Source organism: Okeania sp. SIO1H4, assembly GCF_010672695.1.
In the GTDB taxonomy this organism is placed as follows: domain Bacteria; phylum Cyanobacteriota; class Cyanobacteriia; order Cyanobacteriales; family Microcoleaceae; genus Okeania; species Okeania hirsuta.
Genome location: NZ_JAAHGB010000005.1, coordinates 19,191 through 34,578, shown reverse-complemented (window position 1 = coordinate 34,578; position 15,388 = coordinate 19,191). Strand labels below are relative to the sequence as shown.

Here is a 15,388-nt window from a genome sequence, read left to right as displayed (position 1 = left end):
AACTCAGAACTCAGGAGGTAAGAAAGAATAAGAAAGAGGAATAGAGGGAGAAAGTTTTTTGACCCCTAATGATCTGGAAATGATATCATACTTCAAATCACCAACGCCAAAAAGTTATATTACACACCATTAGGGTCTACCTGGAAAGTTATGTGTATCAGTTTAATCACTTAATACCATGATCCGGACTTATATCATGTCCGATAGCATCGTTTGTGTATAGAATTAAGTTTCAATTAAAAGAAACTCTTTCCTACGGAATGCTACGCAAACAGCATAGCTGCCTTCTACCCTCTGTCTTCCTTCCACCAAAGTATAAGTATTCAAAAGTATTCAAGCGGACATGATATTACGCAAAAGACAAAATTATACACCATTTGCAGGGGTTAACGGTCGTCAACCCCTACTATATGCGGTGGTATGCGTAAGTCCTGATGATAAAAAACTTTCTTCTTTATCTTCCTTCTTTTTTTCTCTTGTACGTCGCCCTACCCATGCCTCCCCTACTGACTCCTAACTCCTGACTCCTACCCTCACTCATAAGACTTTTTCAGCAAACCCTATTTAATATCAACCTCTGGTAAAATTGTGAGTATATAAAGCACTACGTGGCAAAACACGCTGTACTTCTTCAACTGTAGTTATTCCTTGAGTTACCTTTTCAACAGCAGCAGTTTGGAAAGAAACAAAACCATTTTGCTTCAAATAACGCTGTAATTGAGTCATAGTACCTTCATAAATCAACTCACGAACCCGATCATCTACATCCAATAATTCTACAATTGCTTCTCTACCAGAATAACCAGAATGGAAACAATTAGAGCAACCACGACCAATACGCCATTTTCCCTGAATTTCATGTTTTATACTCGGAGTAACAGCAGATATAGTTTGCCCCCCATTGCCATTATTCAAAGCAGAAGCATAAGCAGATAGACTTTTGCTAACAGCCAAACTCATAGAAGGTAATATTTGCGGCTGCTCTAAACCCAATATTTGTAAATCAGTTTTTGTGGGAGTATAAGCTTCTCCACAATGGGGGCAAATTTTGCGCACTAATCTTTGTGCAACAATACCCAATAGCGCATCACTCATCAAAGCAGGGTCAAGACCAATATCCTTTAACCGAGGAATTGCACCTATAGCATCATTAGTATGAAGAGTAGTCAAGACTAAGTGACCAGTCAATGCAGCTCTTACTGCTGTATCCGCTGTCTCGCGATCGCGTATTTCTCCCATCATAATAATATCAGGGTCTTGACGCAAAATTGCCCGTAAACCAGCGGCAAAAGTCATTCCTGCTCTTTCATTTACCTGAGTTTGAGTAATTCCGGGCAATACATATTCTACTGGGTCTTCAACAGTAACGACATTAACGTGTTCTGTTGTCACTGATAACAAACTGGTGTATAGGGTGCTTGTTTTTCCAGAACCAGTTGGTCCTGTAAAAATAATCATTCCCTGTGGTTGATGTAACCAACTTTTGTATACACTCAAACTCCGCTCAGAAAATCCCAATTTATCCAAACTAGAAAAAGGATTTTTGGAAGTTAGTAACCTAATCACAGCTTTTTCCCCTCCGACACAGGGAAGGGTACTGACTCGTAAATCTATTCCTATATTAGAATCATCGTCTCCTACATATTGTTCACTAATTCTCCCATCTTGAGGACATCTACTTTCAGCGATATCCATATCACACATCACCTTAATAGCAACCACTACTCGACGACCAATATCTGCTGGTAGGGTGGTAATATTTCTGAGGATGCCATCAATACGGTAACGTACTCTTAGACCATCTCCAGTCGGTTCAAGATGGATGTCACTAGCACGGTTACGCAGAGCGCCGGAAATGATTGTTTTAATCCGACCAATTTGGTCTGCAGCTTGGGAAAGATATAATTCTGTGGTGGCGCTGACATCTTCTTCTTCTAGCTCTCCAGTTAAAGGATTAATTAACTGATTCCCAGAAATAGACTTGGGGTCTATTTTTTCTCTATGATACCAGGCACTATAGCTCTTTTCTGCAATAAAAATAATTTTGATGTCAGAAAAAGTGCGATCACTCATATTTTTCATCTCATCAGCACATATTTCTATAGGGGAAGCTAAGTAATAACAGTTACGCCATAACAGTAGGGGAATAACTGGTGGTAAATCTTTTCGATCTGGAAATTCTCTAAAGAAACGATATGCTACTTCTTTATCAAGTAGTTGTAGATTTACTATTCCTCGTTTATCTACTAAATTTTCCAATGCTTGTTGGCAAGTAATTTCACGATTTCTTAATAGTTGCCAAGCTGATAGAACAGAAGTTGATGCACTCATAGTCAATTAATTAGAGATGGTTTTTAATCATATTGCATCAAGGAAAAAATATTTTTTGTTCTCCTCCAACTTCTGAGAATAGTACTGTTATGATTAAATGAAAACCCATTTATGATTTTGGTCTTGTGTAGGAGTTTTCAGAAAGGTTTTGTAGAAAATATTCTGGAAAAGGTGAAAGATAATAGGGAACTAGAGAGCTTAAAAATAATATCAACTTAATATAATAAATCGATAATTCTTGTTTTAACAATGAATCAAATTTATGTATATGATTATACAAATAATTTGTGATTTAAAAACGGGTTGAAGAAGGAGACAGGAGACAGGAGACAGGAGACAGGAGGAAAATTACATGGGGATTCTAACCCCAAGTAATTTTGAACACCGTGTAGACGGTGGGGTATTAAACCCACAAAGAAAATGATAAATGTTGTATAATAGAGTATCTTAAATCAGCCTCGTACTTCTGTTATTTTCAAATATATTTTTACTTTTTAAGGGGGGTATGGAACTGAATTTATCATTATTTATTCCTGTTCAAGATGGGAACTTTTATGAGGAGGAAAAAAAACTGGAAATACCAATATTTTTTTATCTCCTAGATGAGCATGAAGTATCAACCTAACTGATGAATCATTGTATAGCAATCTTATTTTAGTTGTGAGATATTGTAAATTTTAGGGAATAGAGAACAGTTCATTAATGGATAATTGATAATTACCTCTGGTTAAAACCGCTCTTGATTGAATATAAGGAAATATTATTTCTTTTTTCTTGGTTGATTGGATATGGTTAGGAAACCCATCCATCCCTCGACCGCTTTTTCCCCGATCAAGGGGAGGCTTTAAACCAGAATTATTTAATTATTAATTAGTTAATTATTCGGTAATGACGGAAACCGAAGCAATAAAATTATCATCAATGATTTAGGATTACTATAGTAACTATGCCACACTCAAAATAATTTGAGCCTTTATACAACGGCTGCAAGAGAATTTATTTTTATTGGGAATTACAAAAAATAGAGCCATAAAATAGTCTCAAATATATACAGGTAGAAAATTTGATTTGAAAAAGTATAATTCTTTTACTACTAAAGCTCCCAGGCATTTTTAGGGCATTGATGTAATTCCCTTATGCAGATCGACTCTTCCTGCGGAATGTTACTCAAACAGGTATTTTTTGACCAGAAAATGTGTAATATCATGTCCAGATGATTAGTAATAATTAAGCATTTCTAGACAGAATAAGGAAGAAGACTTAAGAATCAGTTAGGGCATAAAATAACGCCCTAATTTTGTGTAAGTCTTGTAAATTTGGTATTAGACATCTCCAAAAATAAAAAATAAAATCAATTCTCACACAGGAATTATCAATTCTTTCTCCCTACTGCCTACTGCCTCTTTTCTGGAGATGTCTATTATATTAATTAGGGCTTGCTGATTAAATCTCAAAGCATTGATAGATAAAGGTAAGTGCCTTTTTAAGTATCAAAAAGTGCGAGGTTTTGGGTGGTAATGGTTCAATTAGGAGCGGATTTTGGTCAAGAGTTGCGCAGAACAATCTTGGGACAAAACTTAGCTCCTACCTCCTCGCTCATTCCAATTTCTCCTGTCTCCTGTCTCCTGTCTCCTGTCTCCTACCCTCACCCATAAGACTTTTTCAGCAAACCCTAATTAATCCAAGTTTTCTCCCAAGACTCCCCACCAACTTCTAAACCACATAAATCACTTCTTGCTTCAAGAATCAATTTTGAATGAGTACCCCGGTTTTCCCTTAACCTCAAGATTAAATGACCGCGCATAGTATCCCGGCACAAAAATATTAATCCCTTTTCAGATGGTGCTCGTAGAGGTGTACCAGATAAGTTCGTAGTCCCATTCAATTCTACTTCAAACTTGTCATTTTTGGCTTGCATTTGCCATTCTCCCCAAGGCTGAATTTGCCAATGTACTTCCGAATTCCACGGTACAAACTCATAAAACTTACCTTGATAATGAATACCCACCATTGCCACTTCTTCCATCCACCACAATACTCCTCGCTTACCACCACCAGCAGTTAAAGCTAAATCTGATTCATCATAGAAACTATTGCAGTTGAACCAAAACCACTTTTTAGGGAAAGCACCACCCCAATTTTTCTCACTATATGCTGGTGCATTGGTAAACTCATACATATTGCCATTCCATTCTATCCATCCAGTGGCAAGACCATGAGCCATTAATATTTGCCATCCAGGCTCAAAAATTGGTAAAAATGATATCCAACCAGCAGTTGATTGTTGTTGTGCATCTGGGTCTCCCCAGCCATAGATAGGTTTTGTTTGATATTGCCAACGACAGTAATTATTTTTTCCAGGGTCAGAGAGAATTCCTTGATGCCAAGTGGCAGTAGCTTGATATCCTTCTTTGATTTGAGCGTCGAATACTTGTGGGTCTAGATAACCAATGGGAGCTGGTAAATTTGTTTTTCCCCAATGACCTAATTCCAGTACTTCTGGTGCTGCCCAAAATTTGTTGACATCTGGGAAGGTGCGACAGAGATATTCATCATTTTGGCCGAGAATTTGAGCGCCACCACCGCTGTAAGGTTGGCCACCTATAGGGTCTTCTATAGAGTACATAAAGGCGAAGGTTTGTTTCTCTTCTGGTAAAGTGACTCGGTAATACCAACCTTCAAAGAAACGGCGATCGCTACCATCCCAGTGATAGCCACTATGGGGTGTTTGTTTTGGATATGTTCTCACAACTGCGAATATAATATACTTCAGAATATTTTATGAAAATTTTTGAGATAAGGTTGCGCGACTTAATTATTTTGATAAACATCAACTGTGTATATAGAAGTCGAAGGAAAGGTCGCGGATATATCAAAAGCTGAAAACTCAGACAACGTAAGATTTTTCCTTCTTAACTTCTTCTTTCTTCCTCCTGCCTCCTGCCTCCTGCCTCCTGCCTCCTGCCTCCTGCCTTCATTGAGGAATAATTTCTGTGACTACATTACTACTACCACCTTCAATGGTAACTTTTTCATTTTCTAGTTGTCCAACTGCCCGAGGACCTCTAACATTAAATGGCGGATCAACTTGACGATAAAATACGTTTCCTTGTGCTTCAAAAGTCTGATTTTCAAAGTACCAAGTTAGGCGATCGCTATTTAACTGAGCTTGATTTTTTTGCCCTACACCAATAACATTTCCTGATAAATTGAAGGTATTGTTTTGAAAATTTCCTTGACCTTGATTAGCTTTCAAAACTACTTTTTCTTCTTGTTCTAATACTGTTATAGGTCCTGGAGAAGTAATCAAATTTTGTGGCATATTCCAAGTAACTAAGTCGCTACTTATTTGTACTTTTGGGTCAGTTTGGAGTAGCTGCACATTTTTCTTGAGAGTAGCTATTTTATTGCCTAAATCATATTCTGATTCGTCACCATAAGCACTGCCAATAACATTTTTATCTTTGAGTTGTTCGATTTTTATAGGTTGATTAGTCAGCAATTTTTTTTGCTCTATTTCCCAAAATAGTTGTTCTGTTTGTATTTTAAGCACAGGTTCTTTGACCATGGCTACTACTTGACCATAAAACTCTATTTTTTTTTCTTTACTAATAACTTTTGCTTTCTGAGCTGATGCTTGTATTTGTTCATTACTACCTGTAATATTATTAGTGACAATAATAATTCCTGGTTCTGTCAACCATTCTAGTTGTTGTCCTCTAATAACTACTTTATTTTGAATATCATATACTTCTATTTCATCTATCAGTATAATTTTGTTTCCATCTTGATATACTTCTCCTTGTAAAGCAGTAATTTTATAGGTTACTTTTCCGTCTTGAAATAATTCACCTTCAGGTTTTGTAACTCTTATTAATTCTTGATTTTGCAAATATGAAGCTCGTTGAGATTTTACTCGCCACAACATTTGACCTTCTTCTGATGCTTCTTCTAAAGTAACATCATTTAAAGTTAAATCACTCTCTGGTGTCTGAGTAGGAATTGGTTGTTCCGATATATTTTCTTGAACTTGATTTTGTTGATTACAAGCAGTTATTCCTAGAAGTAAGGTTACTAAGATGAATAAAGGTATTGATGAGTTATGGAAATAAGAAAAAGAATTATTTTGTTCGATCATAAAAAATCTACAAGAATAGTAGTTAATAGAGATAGTACTGGAAAGTGTTAATGAATATATAGACTGAGAATTATAGCGGTTTTCAAATAGATAGACTACAGTGGTTATTTCAGTTATCAGTTATCAGTACTGACCGCTGAAGTCAGAGGCTTAAAATACTAAAGTTTATTTTTTTCATTCCCTTGAAAGGCAGGGCTAATTCATTGTCATCAGAGAATATTTATATGCAGGGCTGTTTCATTCTAAACTGTCCCATTTTATGTATTGACGAAGCCACGTTATTTACAGCTTTAGGAAATTTATCTTTCGCTGTCTGAAAATCAATAAATTCATTGTCAAAATCTAGAATGAAATGACCTTGATTTATTATGAAATACATTTAATTGTGCAAATATAAGAATCTCCCCATCCCCCCCTCCTGGGATGGGTTAGGGGTAAGTCCCCATCTCCCTATCAATCCCTATCAATTTTTCTCTAGTGACAATCAATTAGTCCTGCCCTACTCCCCTGCTCAATAAAATGTAGAAAACTTTTTGAGAAATGACCTTATTTTTTGGTCAAAGCATTCTCTTACTGCCTACTCCATAACCTCAAAGAATTTTGTAGTTTACTTAAATGAATTGCGCTGTAAATAATTAACACAGGCGGAATGACTTTTTTTGATAATTAGAACATCAGTTGTTGTTAATTATTCTTATGTTTATTTCTTTCCCACTCCCCTACTCCCCTACTCAAGAAAGTGTAACAAACATTTATAAAATTGCTATTCTACCAGTAAAAAAAACTCAAGGAAAGTTTTTAATTATGAACGAAAATTTTCCAGCTTTTACTTAGATAATTCCCAATTTTCTAACTTTCCTTGTAGCAAATAATATTCAATTTTTGCTTTAACTTACCGATTAAATGTAGAGTATATAATTCTCTAGTTATTAATCTACTAACATCAACAAAAACTAACAACACTTTGAAATTGATTATTGTTCTAGAATTTGGTCATTTTTCTAAATTAAATTAGAACAAGTATTATCTTTCATCATGTTCTTCCATTAAACCTATAACTGATAGGGGACGATAGGTATAACTAGGAGACTTAGAAGTTTTTTGGATGTCTTCTTTAATGTTTTCTAGATCTACATAACGGTCAGACACATTAATTAAACTATCGCTAGTCATAGACCTAAGACTAACTACCTCGACCCGAACACCCCTATAACTCACAGCATCTACGGCATAAGCTAAATCTCCATCTCCACTAACCAATATAGCAGTATCATAAGAACCTACTAAAGCCATCATATCAACTGCTATTTCCACATCAAGATTAGCTTTTTTAGAACCATCTGGTAGTTGTACTAAATCTTTAGAAATGACACGATAACCATTACGACGCATCCACAGCAAAAATCCTTGCTGTTTTTCATTAGTACGATCTACTCCTGTATAGAAAAAGGAACGTAGAAGGCGAGAACCACCAGTAAGACGACAAAGAAGCTTAGTGTAATCAATTTCTATTCCTAATTGCAAAGCAGCATAAAATAGATTAGACCCATCAATAAAAATTGCTACTCTACCACGATTTTCTAGAATTTGTTCGGGAGTAAATATCTCATTAATTTCTATTTGTTGATGATTCAACATGATTTTTAACCTCAGTTTTTTTTATTGATTAAAGACATTGAATTCTTAAGTCAGATATAATTTTTTAGCACAAAAAACAGACAATGTAATTTTAAAAAAACGATACTACAATTAGCTTTTTAAGAAACAGTTTCTGCCAGTTCTATTCTTTGAAAAATCGGTTGAGGTTGCCCAAGAATTTGATTTTTTGGTAAAGCGCCCCAGTTTGTTTGTTTGACAAAAATTTCTGAACTATTAATTACTGATTTATCGTTAAAGTCATTTGAGAAACCTAGTTGCTGATAGATAGCATTACTAATATTGGGAATTATTGGTGATAAAAGATAGGACGCTAGTCTAACAGATTCCAACACAGAATATAATACTTCTGCTAGGGCCTCTAACTGACACTGCTTATATAGACTCCAAGGAGCAGTTTCGTCTATATATTTATTGCTAGTTCTCACTAAGGCCAATACGGCTTCACAAACTTGACTAAAAGCTAAATCAGTATAAGCTTGAATAACTTGTTCGCCCAAACTCATGCCTATTGCTTTAAGTGGATGAGTGACTTCTATTTCCTCACCGTGAATATCAGGAATTTGGCCTTTGAAGTATTTCTGAGCCATTTTGAGAGTACGATTTAGCAGATTACCCAAGTCATTAGCTAAGTCAGCGTTTAGGACATTAATAAAGCGGGTTTCACTAAAATCACCATCAACTCCAAATTCTATTTCTTTGAGAAAATAGTAACGAACTGCGTCAGAGCCATACTTTTTTAGTAATTCAAATGGATCTAAGGTATTGCCCAAAGATTTACCCATTTTCTTCCCATCTTTGGTCAAAAATCCATGTCCAAAAACATGATGAGAGATTGGTAAATCTGCTGACATTAGCATTGCTGGCCAATAAATAGCATGGAAACGCAGTATATCTTTACCAATTAGGTGTAAATTAATCGGCCACCATTTTGATAAAGCATTCTCTAGGGTAGGTTCACTATCAGGATCTAGGAGTGCTGTTACATAACCTAATAGAGCATCAAACCAAACATAGATAGTATGGCTGGGATCGACTGGTAGTTGAAAACCCCAATCTACATTAACTCTAGAGATTGAAAAGTCTTGTAATCCTTGGTTAACAAAATTTAAGACTTCATTGCGACGGCTTTCTGGCTGAATAAAATTAGGCTTTTCTCGATAAAAAGCTTGTAGTTTTTCCTGATATTTAGAAAGACGAAAGAAGTAATTTTCCTCGTCGCGCCATTCTACTTTTTGGTTAGTATGGATGGGGCAATATTTCTCTTCTAGAAGTTCGCGCTCTTCTTTAAATTCTTCACAAGCTACGCAATACCATCCTTGTTGCTGACTTAAATAGATATCACCTCGATCCCAAACTCTTTGAAAAAATTCTTTGACAATTAACTCGTGGTTAGATGCAGTAGTACGACTAAAACGGTCATATTGAATATTTAGTTGTTGCCAGAGAGATTCAAATCCTGATACCACTAAATCACAGTGTTCTTGGGGGGACCTGCCTTTGCTCTGAGCTGTCCTTTGAATTTTTTGGCCATGCTCGTCTGTTCCAGTAATCATTAGCACTGATTTACCTTGTAGCCTTTGAAAACGAGCTACCGTATCGGCAGCAATAGTTGTATAAGCACTGCCTATATGCGGTAGAGCGTTAACGTAGTAAAGGGGAGTTGTAATTGCAAAGGTATCCTGAGTTTTATATGTGTTTTTCATGGAAAATCAGAGTAAAATACTATTGATTTGAACTGATTCTGGGTACAATCATAACGAGTCTAGATAGTATCGACCTATTTGATTTATACTTTGTTTAACTGGTTGTTTATTGACCTAATCAACATCATTAATTGATTGATCTGTAAAAGCCAATAAAACCCCCTACAATAACAGTAATGCTGTTACTATGTTTTTCTGGACTTTCTCAAAGAAATTTTAACTTTTGGTATCCTAACGTTACTATTCTGAGAAAATATTTATGAGAGTTTAGAATTTACATACCTAATTATTCAGAGGTAAGATGGGAGGCCAAGCAAATAATCTACTGCTTATTTCTCGTTTGTTCTTAGCTGCTATTGGCAGTAGAACTTTTGTTTATCATGCAGACAGGATTCCTTCAGAAGGAGGCATAATTGTTGTAAGTAACCATCGTAGTTTTATGGACCCTTTGTTACTGACAGTGGCCGTTAATCGGCAAATTAAATTTGCTTGTCATCACTATATGGGCCAAGTGCCTCTACTGCGAGAAATGGTTACTGGTTTAGGTTGTTTCCCTTTAGATAATTCGAGTCGTAGACAACAAGATTTTTTCCGACAGGCAACAAAGTTATTACAAGCTGAAGAAATGGTGGGGGTTTTCCCTGAAGGAGCTGCACCTATAGTTCGGTGTACTCCACCTAATTTGATTAGTGATTTTCAAAGAGGATTTGCTCATTTGGCCTTGCGCTCGCCAGTTGCAAATTTGGCAATTTTGCCAGTGGCGATCGCTTCATCTGATGAGCAGTTAATTTCTTCGAGAATACCTTTGAAGTTGTTAAGTTTTTTCGATCCTTCAGAACCTTTATTTAATCAACCTGGATGGCATCCAGCGATAGTTTATCAGCGTTCTAATATCATGTTTGGTCGCCCGTTTTGGGTTAAGCCTTCCCACCGTCAGCAATATCATGGAAAATACGCTAAACAGTTAGTCAACAATTTGACTGATTATGTTAGCCAAGAAATTGCTAATTTACTTATAGAAGGTTGTATTTAAGGATTAAACCTTTAACTTTTGCTTGATGTCTCAATTTTTATTCTAGAAACTCATATAAAAAATTGCTCTTATTCATCAATAAATTTAATAATTAAATAATTTAATTTTGTTTTCTCCTAAACCGAAACTATTATATTGCTAGTTAAGTCAGACTAGTGCGGCTACCCGGAAGTTAAAAGTCAATCATTTTTGATCATTTTCTTTGTGGGTTTAATACCCCACCATCTACACGGTGTTCAAAATTACTTGGGGTGAGAATCCCCATGTAATTTTCCTCCTGTCTCCTGTCTCCTGTCTCCTGTCTCCTTCTTCAATTGTAATTGTTTTAGGATTTTGTAACTGGTCAGTTATTTCCGCCATCCTGCACTAGGCGAATCTTAAGTAATAATTAGGTAGTTCGTAGAAAAAAAAATCTAATCTATAGATATAGAAGGTAAATGATAAATTACTCAGAGATATTAACTGTTAATCATTAAATTATCAATCATTAATTACTTTTTATTTGTATTCAATCATGCAAGTGGCAAATAGCCAAATTAGTTTTTTAAGGCCAACTAAACCTAGACCAGAATTACCTTTATTGATTTTCTTGCCTGCTATGGATGGAACAGGTAAATTGTTGCGATCGCAACAGTCCAGATTATCAACTGCTTTCGACCTTCGCTGTCTGAGTATCCCACCCAACGATCTATCAAGCTGGGAACAGTTATTAGAAAAGACAGTAGAGTTAATTGAAATAGAAAGACAGGCAATACCGGAAAGACCTGTTTACCTATGTGGAGAGTCTTTTGGTGGATGTCTAGCCCTAAAAGTTGCTTTTACTACTCCTGAATTATTCAACAAGCTGATTTTAGTCAATTCAGCCTCCTCATTCAGTCAACAACCTTTAGTCAAATATGGCTCATATCTAACTCAATACTTACCAAGCTATTTGTATAGATTATCGGTTACAGGAACTTTACCATTTTTAGCAGCTCTAGGCCGGATAGAAAGGGCAGAACGTCAAGCCTTATTAGAGGCCATGCAGTCAGTTTCTCAACAGACCTCAATCTGGCGATTAGAGTTAATGCGTTCATTCCAGGTAGACAAGAATCAACTAAAAAAGTTAAAAAAATCTGTATTAGTTATTGCTAGTGCAGCCGATAGACTATTGCCTTCTATATCACAAGCTAAGTTTTTAGTCAAGCATTTGCCTGAAGCTAAAATGGTTATTCTGCCAAATAGTGGTCACGCCTGCTTGCTAGAAACAGACGTGGACTTCTACGAAATTATTAGAAACCGATGGGGCAGCGAGTTAGTTGGAGCAGAGAGAAACATAGTATCTACTACACAAAAGATCGCTACAACTTAACTTTCTAGTGCAGGATAGCGAAAATGACTAACCAGTAAAAAAAGGTTCAAAAGCTTTTACAATAACCTTCCTTCCCTTCTGCCTCCAGCTCCCGCTGCCTTCTGCCTTTTTGCACTAATTTAAACTTAGCCACTTTTGAGCATTCAGACGTTGAATCACGCCAAACACCAATAAACCCAAAGTAATTTTACGCTCATCAATTAAAAAAGGTTCCAGAGTAGCAGGTTTTGCACCATTGTCCGCACAAGAAAAAGCTCTAGGGCCTTTAATATCTTTTTTCGGGAAATAAACATTGAACTGACGCTGGCCTTGTTTAAACTTACCCATCACTTGCCAACATTCTTCAGATGAACTGAGGCCAAGCATCGGTAATTTCTGTTTAACTAGGTTCAGGTCAAGATCGTCAATACCTTGCTGAGTTAGAGCTTCTTGCAAAGCTGGCAAATAATCTTGCTGTATAAACTCCGCAAAAGGCTTATCTTCCACAGCAGGGGGCTTTTCTTTTTTCACCTTGCCTCCAGCAGGCTTAGTTTCAGATTGTTTAGCTTCTTGTTCTTCAGCCATAAATGGTTCCTTAATTAAATTTCTGCATAAGCTCGTTCTACTAAACGACGAGCCAGGGTTTGAACTCCTGTATGTTCATAATAATTGGTACTCACATCTAGGAATGCAGCCAAATAATCCAATTTATCATCACTAAATTCTACGAAACCTTGCAGACTATTGGCCACATTTCCTGGTGTAATGCCCCGATCGCTAACAAAATCTCCCATCCAACCAGAAACAGAGCCGAAAGCTTCCCCAATAAAGCCTAACTTACTGTCTTTATTATCTCCAGGAATAGCATCTTCCATTTCTCTGAAACCTTCGTTTTCTTCCAGGTCTGAGGGGGAGAGTCGTTCGATCCATTCTGAAACTGCTTGTAAAAAGTCTGGCCCAAGAGGAATTAAACCATCAAAACAAACTAAGGCTGCTAAACGCATCAAAGATTCCCCACTATAATCACCCAAAGCGCCTACAAAGTCACCAATACTATCTCCGGGAATGCCATTGATGGAGCAAAAACCTAATAATTCAGCAACTACTTTTAGAGATAGATCGATAGTTTGGCCTTTTGCTGGTTTAGGTGTCAGACTAGTTAACAAACCTCCCACTAGAGGAATTTTATCACCAACCATATTAGCTAGAGTAGCTGCACCTACGGCACGACCTGCTCCACTGACAGTTTGGTATAGCCACAAAGCACGTTGATATCCTTGAGCTTTGTCATTGAAAAGAATTACGGCGCGATCGCCTATTTGCTGAATTAAGTCTTCGTCGTCTTCTCCTGTGACAGTGCGGATGGTATTTTCAAATCCTACCAAGTTATCCCATTCTCCAGGAACAACAAAATCTAAGGCGCGTAAGGATTTAATTGTCAGATTATCCTCGGGCAGTTCATCTACTAATTCAAAAATTGGTTTGCTCATTTGTATGTTGCTCCTTTGGTTAGTTAAAAAATTAAAATTTGAAAGTTACACAGAGGAAGAGTATGTTGTTGAAGTTTAAGGACAGAATTGTCGATCTTTTCTCTGACAGGTTTAATATCCCACCCTCAACAGGGATGCTTAAAATTGTTTGGTGTTATCGGACACTAACTGGCGTGTCGTTGACTATCCATAAGCAATTTTTACCGAAGAATTAATCATTAAATAATTAAATAATTAAATAATTAAATAATATTTGCCTCCCCTTGAAAGGGGAAAAAAATACATTTTTTCATGCTCTGCGTTAATCCTATCCATTATTCATTAATGAATTCTGCCTTCAGCATAGCTGCCTTCTTCAATTGAGATTTGATAGACCACTTAGATTAAATTTTTGTAGCCATGCTTCGCGATCGCTGGGGGTAAATGAGGGGTCTTTTGATTGAGCTTTTACCTGGAAACGATTATTTACTAATACCGCAGTGGTAGTTTTACCTTGTTCAACTGCTGGATATCCTCCTATTTGTTTGCTGCTGTTTTGGAATTTGTTGGCTGCAGCAGGGGAAGCGGAGATGTCATTGATAGACATGACTGCTACTTCTTGACCACCTTTTTTGAGACTTGCTTGAGCAAAACCTTTTTTCTCTTGAGCATAGTTCAGTTTAAAGTCGCCACTTGATGATGGGAAGAATTTGTTGAGACTACCGCCAGATACTTGTTGGGCTTGGGAAGGACGTTCTGTTTTGCTTTGTTGTTGGGCCTGGTCGAAACGGCTTGGTTGTTTGGCTCCGCCACAAGCAGATGTTAGTAGTAATAAGCAGATCAATATTGGGGCTAGAGTTTTTGCTAATTTACGGCTATATATCATTAATTTATCTCTCCTTAAATCATAATATTTGAGATTGCTAGTATAATTTTCTCTTAAAATCGTACTATTTGTGTTATTTTTTCTGATGGCCTAAGATAAAAATTGTCCAAAGTTGATCGAATGTTTTCTTTTTAAATTCTAGTGGGTCTGGTCAATATTTACAGGACTTACGCAGAGAGTCTATATATAATAGCGAGAAAGAATACTATTTCCCCCTAAAGATGGTGGTTTAAAAGTCAATTTGCGTAAGTCCTGATTTAACTAAATCTGATGGCTGATTTTGATGTACAGCCTGTCTTTGTATAGATAAATCTGTCTTTGTGTAGATGAAGTTGATTGTTAGTGATTTTTTATCGGCACGAGTACCATCCTTGTGAACTAGGGCGATCGCGTAGATGATTTTTATTTTGATTAACTTGGTACAGCAGATTGCAGGTATATAAGGTACAAATATTAATGATCAAGTCTTTGTAGTGCGGGCATCTTGCCTGCGACTGGTGTACTTCACTAATATGAAACACGCTGTATCAGTTTGAAAGCAGAGGAAAAAATATTTAGGGTTTGCGTATGGAAAGATATGAGTGGTAGGAGTAGGAGTCAGGAGTCAGGAGGACCGAGTTAGGAGAAATGGGGAATTTAGAGGAGGTAGGAGTAAGAATTGTCCCTCAATTTTTCTGTCCTTAGTTTGCCTTTTATGCTAACTTTTTGAGGGTTTTAGACTAAAACAAGCGCACTTTGTGGGAATCCAAGAAAGCTCAAACCTTTACCTTTCAATGGTTTTATTGTTAATCAGCAAACCCTATTTATGTGCAAAAAACAGTAATTTTTTTTGTATTTTT

Annotated in this window: 12 protein-coding genes; 3 read left to right on the top strand and 9 right to left on the bottom strand. The window is 36.5% G+C overall.

What is annotated here, in order from left to right:
- Positions 1-343 precede the first annotated feature (343 nt).
- Complete coding sequence (locus F6K06_RS02925) at positions 344-517, top strand: hypothetical protein (RefSeq protein ID WP_161564751.1); 174 nt, start codon at positions 344-346, stop codon at positions 515-517.
- Between the two features lie 53 nt (positions 518-570).
- On the opposite strand, the gene F6K06_RS02920 is transcribed toward F6K06_RS02925, so the two are convergent.
- The 5 genes from F6K06_RS02920 to metG form a co-directional block, all read right to left on the bottom strand.
- Positions 571-2,331: a GspE/PulE family protein gene (locus tag F6K06_RS02920; RefSeq protein ID WP_287240062.1), complete on the bottom strand. Its 1,761-nt coding sequence runs from the start codon at positions 2,329-2,331 to the stop codon at positions 571-573.
- Between the two features lie 1,672 nt (positions 2,332-4,003).
- The gene (locus F6K06_RS02915) at positions 4,004-5,080 is read right to left on the bottom strand and encodes a tocopherol cyclase family protein (RefSeq protein WP_124145521.1); all 1,077 of its coding nucleotides are present in this window, start codon (positions 5,078-5,080) and stop codon (positions 4,004-4,006) included.
- Positions 5,081-5,305: 225 nt separating this feature from the next.
- Positions 5,306-6,469, bottom strand: a complete 1,164-nt coding sequence (gene lptC, locus F6K06_RS02910; RefSeq protein WP_124145520.1) for an LPS export ABC transporter periplasmic protein LptC — start codon at positions 6,467-6,469, stop codon at positions 5,306-5,308.
- Positions 6,470-7,492: 1,023 nt separating this feature from the next.
- Positions 7,493-8,107: an NYN domain-containing protein gene (locus tag F6K06_RS02905; RefSeq protein WP_124145519.1), complete on the bottom strand. Its 615-nt coding sequence runs from the start codon at positions 8,105-8,107 to the stop codon at positions 7,493-7,495.
- 119 nt (positions 8,108-8,226) lie between these two features.
- The gene (gene metG / locus F6K06_RS02900) at positions 8,227-9,831 is read right to left on the bottom strand and encodes a methionine--tRNA ligase (RefSeq protein ID WP_124145518.1); all 1,605 of its coding nucleotides are present in this window, start codon (positions 9,829-9,831) and stop codon (positions 8,227-8,229) included.
- 301 nt (positions 9,832-10,132) lie between these two features.
- Between metG and F6K06_RS02895 the strand changes: the two genes are divergently transcribed.
- Positions 10,133-10,864, top strand: a complete 732-nt coding sequence (locus F6K06_RS02895) for a 1-acyl-sn-glycerol-3-phosphate acyltransferase (protein WP_124145517.1) — start codon at positions 10,133-10,135, stop codon at positions 10,862-10,864.
- A gap of 225 nt (positions 10,865-11,089) precedes the next feature.
- On the opposite strand, the gene F6K06_RS02890 is transcribed toward F6K06_RS02895, so the two are convergent.
- Entirely contained in the window at positions 11,090-11,224 is a 135-nt protein-coding gene (locus F6K06_RS02890; protein WP_287240058.1) for a hypothetical protein, read from the bottom strand.
- A 154-nt stretch (positions 11,225-11,378) separates the two neighbouring features.
- Here F6K06_RS02890 and F6K06_RS02885 point away from each other — a divergent pair, with 154 nt between their 5' ends.
- A complete protein-coding gene (locus F6K06_RS02885; RefSeq protein WP_287240056.1) occupies positions 11,379-12,215 on the top strand; it encodes an alpha/beta fold hydrolase in 837 nt (278 codons plus the stop codon).
- Between the two features lie 114 nt (positions 12,216-12,329).
- On the opposite strand, the gene F6K06_RS02880 is transcribed toward F6K06_RS02885, so the two are convergent.
- The 3 genes from F6K06_RS02880 to F6K06_RS02870 form a co-directional block, all read right to left on the bottom strand.
- The gene (locus tag F6K06_RS02880) at positions 12,330-12,779 is read right to left on the bottom strand and encodes a DUF2996 domain-containing protein (protein WP_287240054.1); all 450 of its coding nucleotides are present in this window, start codon (positions 12,777-12,779) and stop codon (positions 12,330-12,332) included.
- A gap of 14 nt (positions 12,780-12,793) precedes the next feature.
- Positions 12,794-13,684, bottom strand: coding sequence for a hypothetical protein (locus tag F6K06_RS02875; RefSeq protein ID WP_287240052.1), 891 nt, complete (start codon positions 13,682-13,684; stop codon positions 12,794-12,796).
- A gap of 355 nt (positions 13,685-14,039) precedes the next feature.
- Positions 14,040-14,549 (bottom strand): hypothetical protein, encoded by a 510-nt coding sequence (locus F6K06_RS02870; RefSeq protein ID WP_287240050.1) that lies wholly within the window; start codon positions 14,547-14,549, stop codon positions 14,040-14,042.
- Between the last annotated feature and the right edge of the window lie 839 nt (positions 14,550-15,388).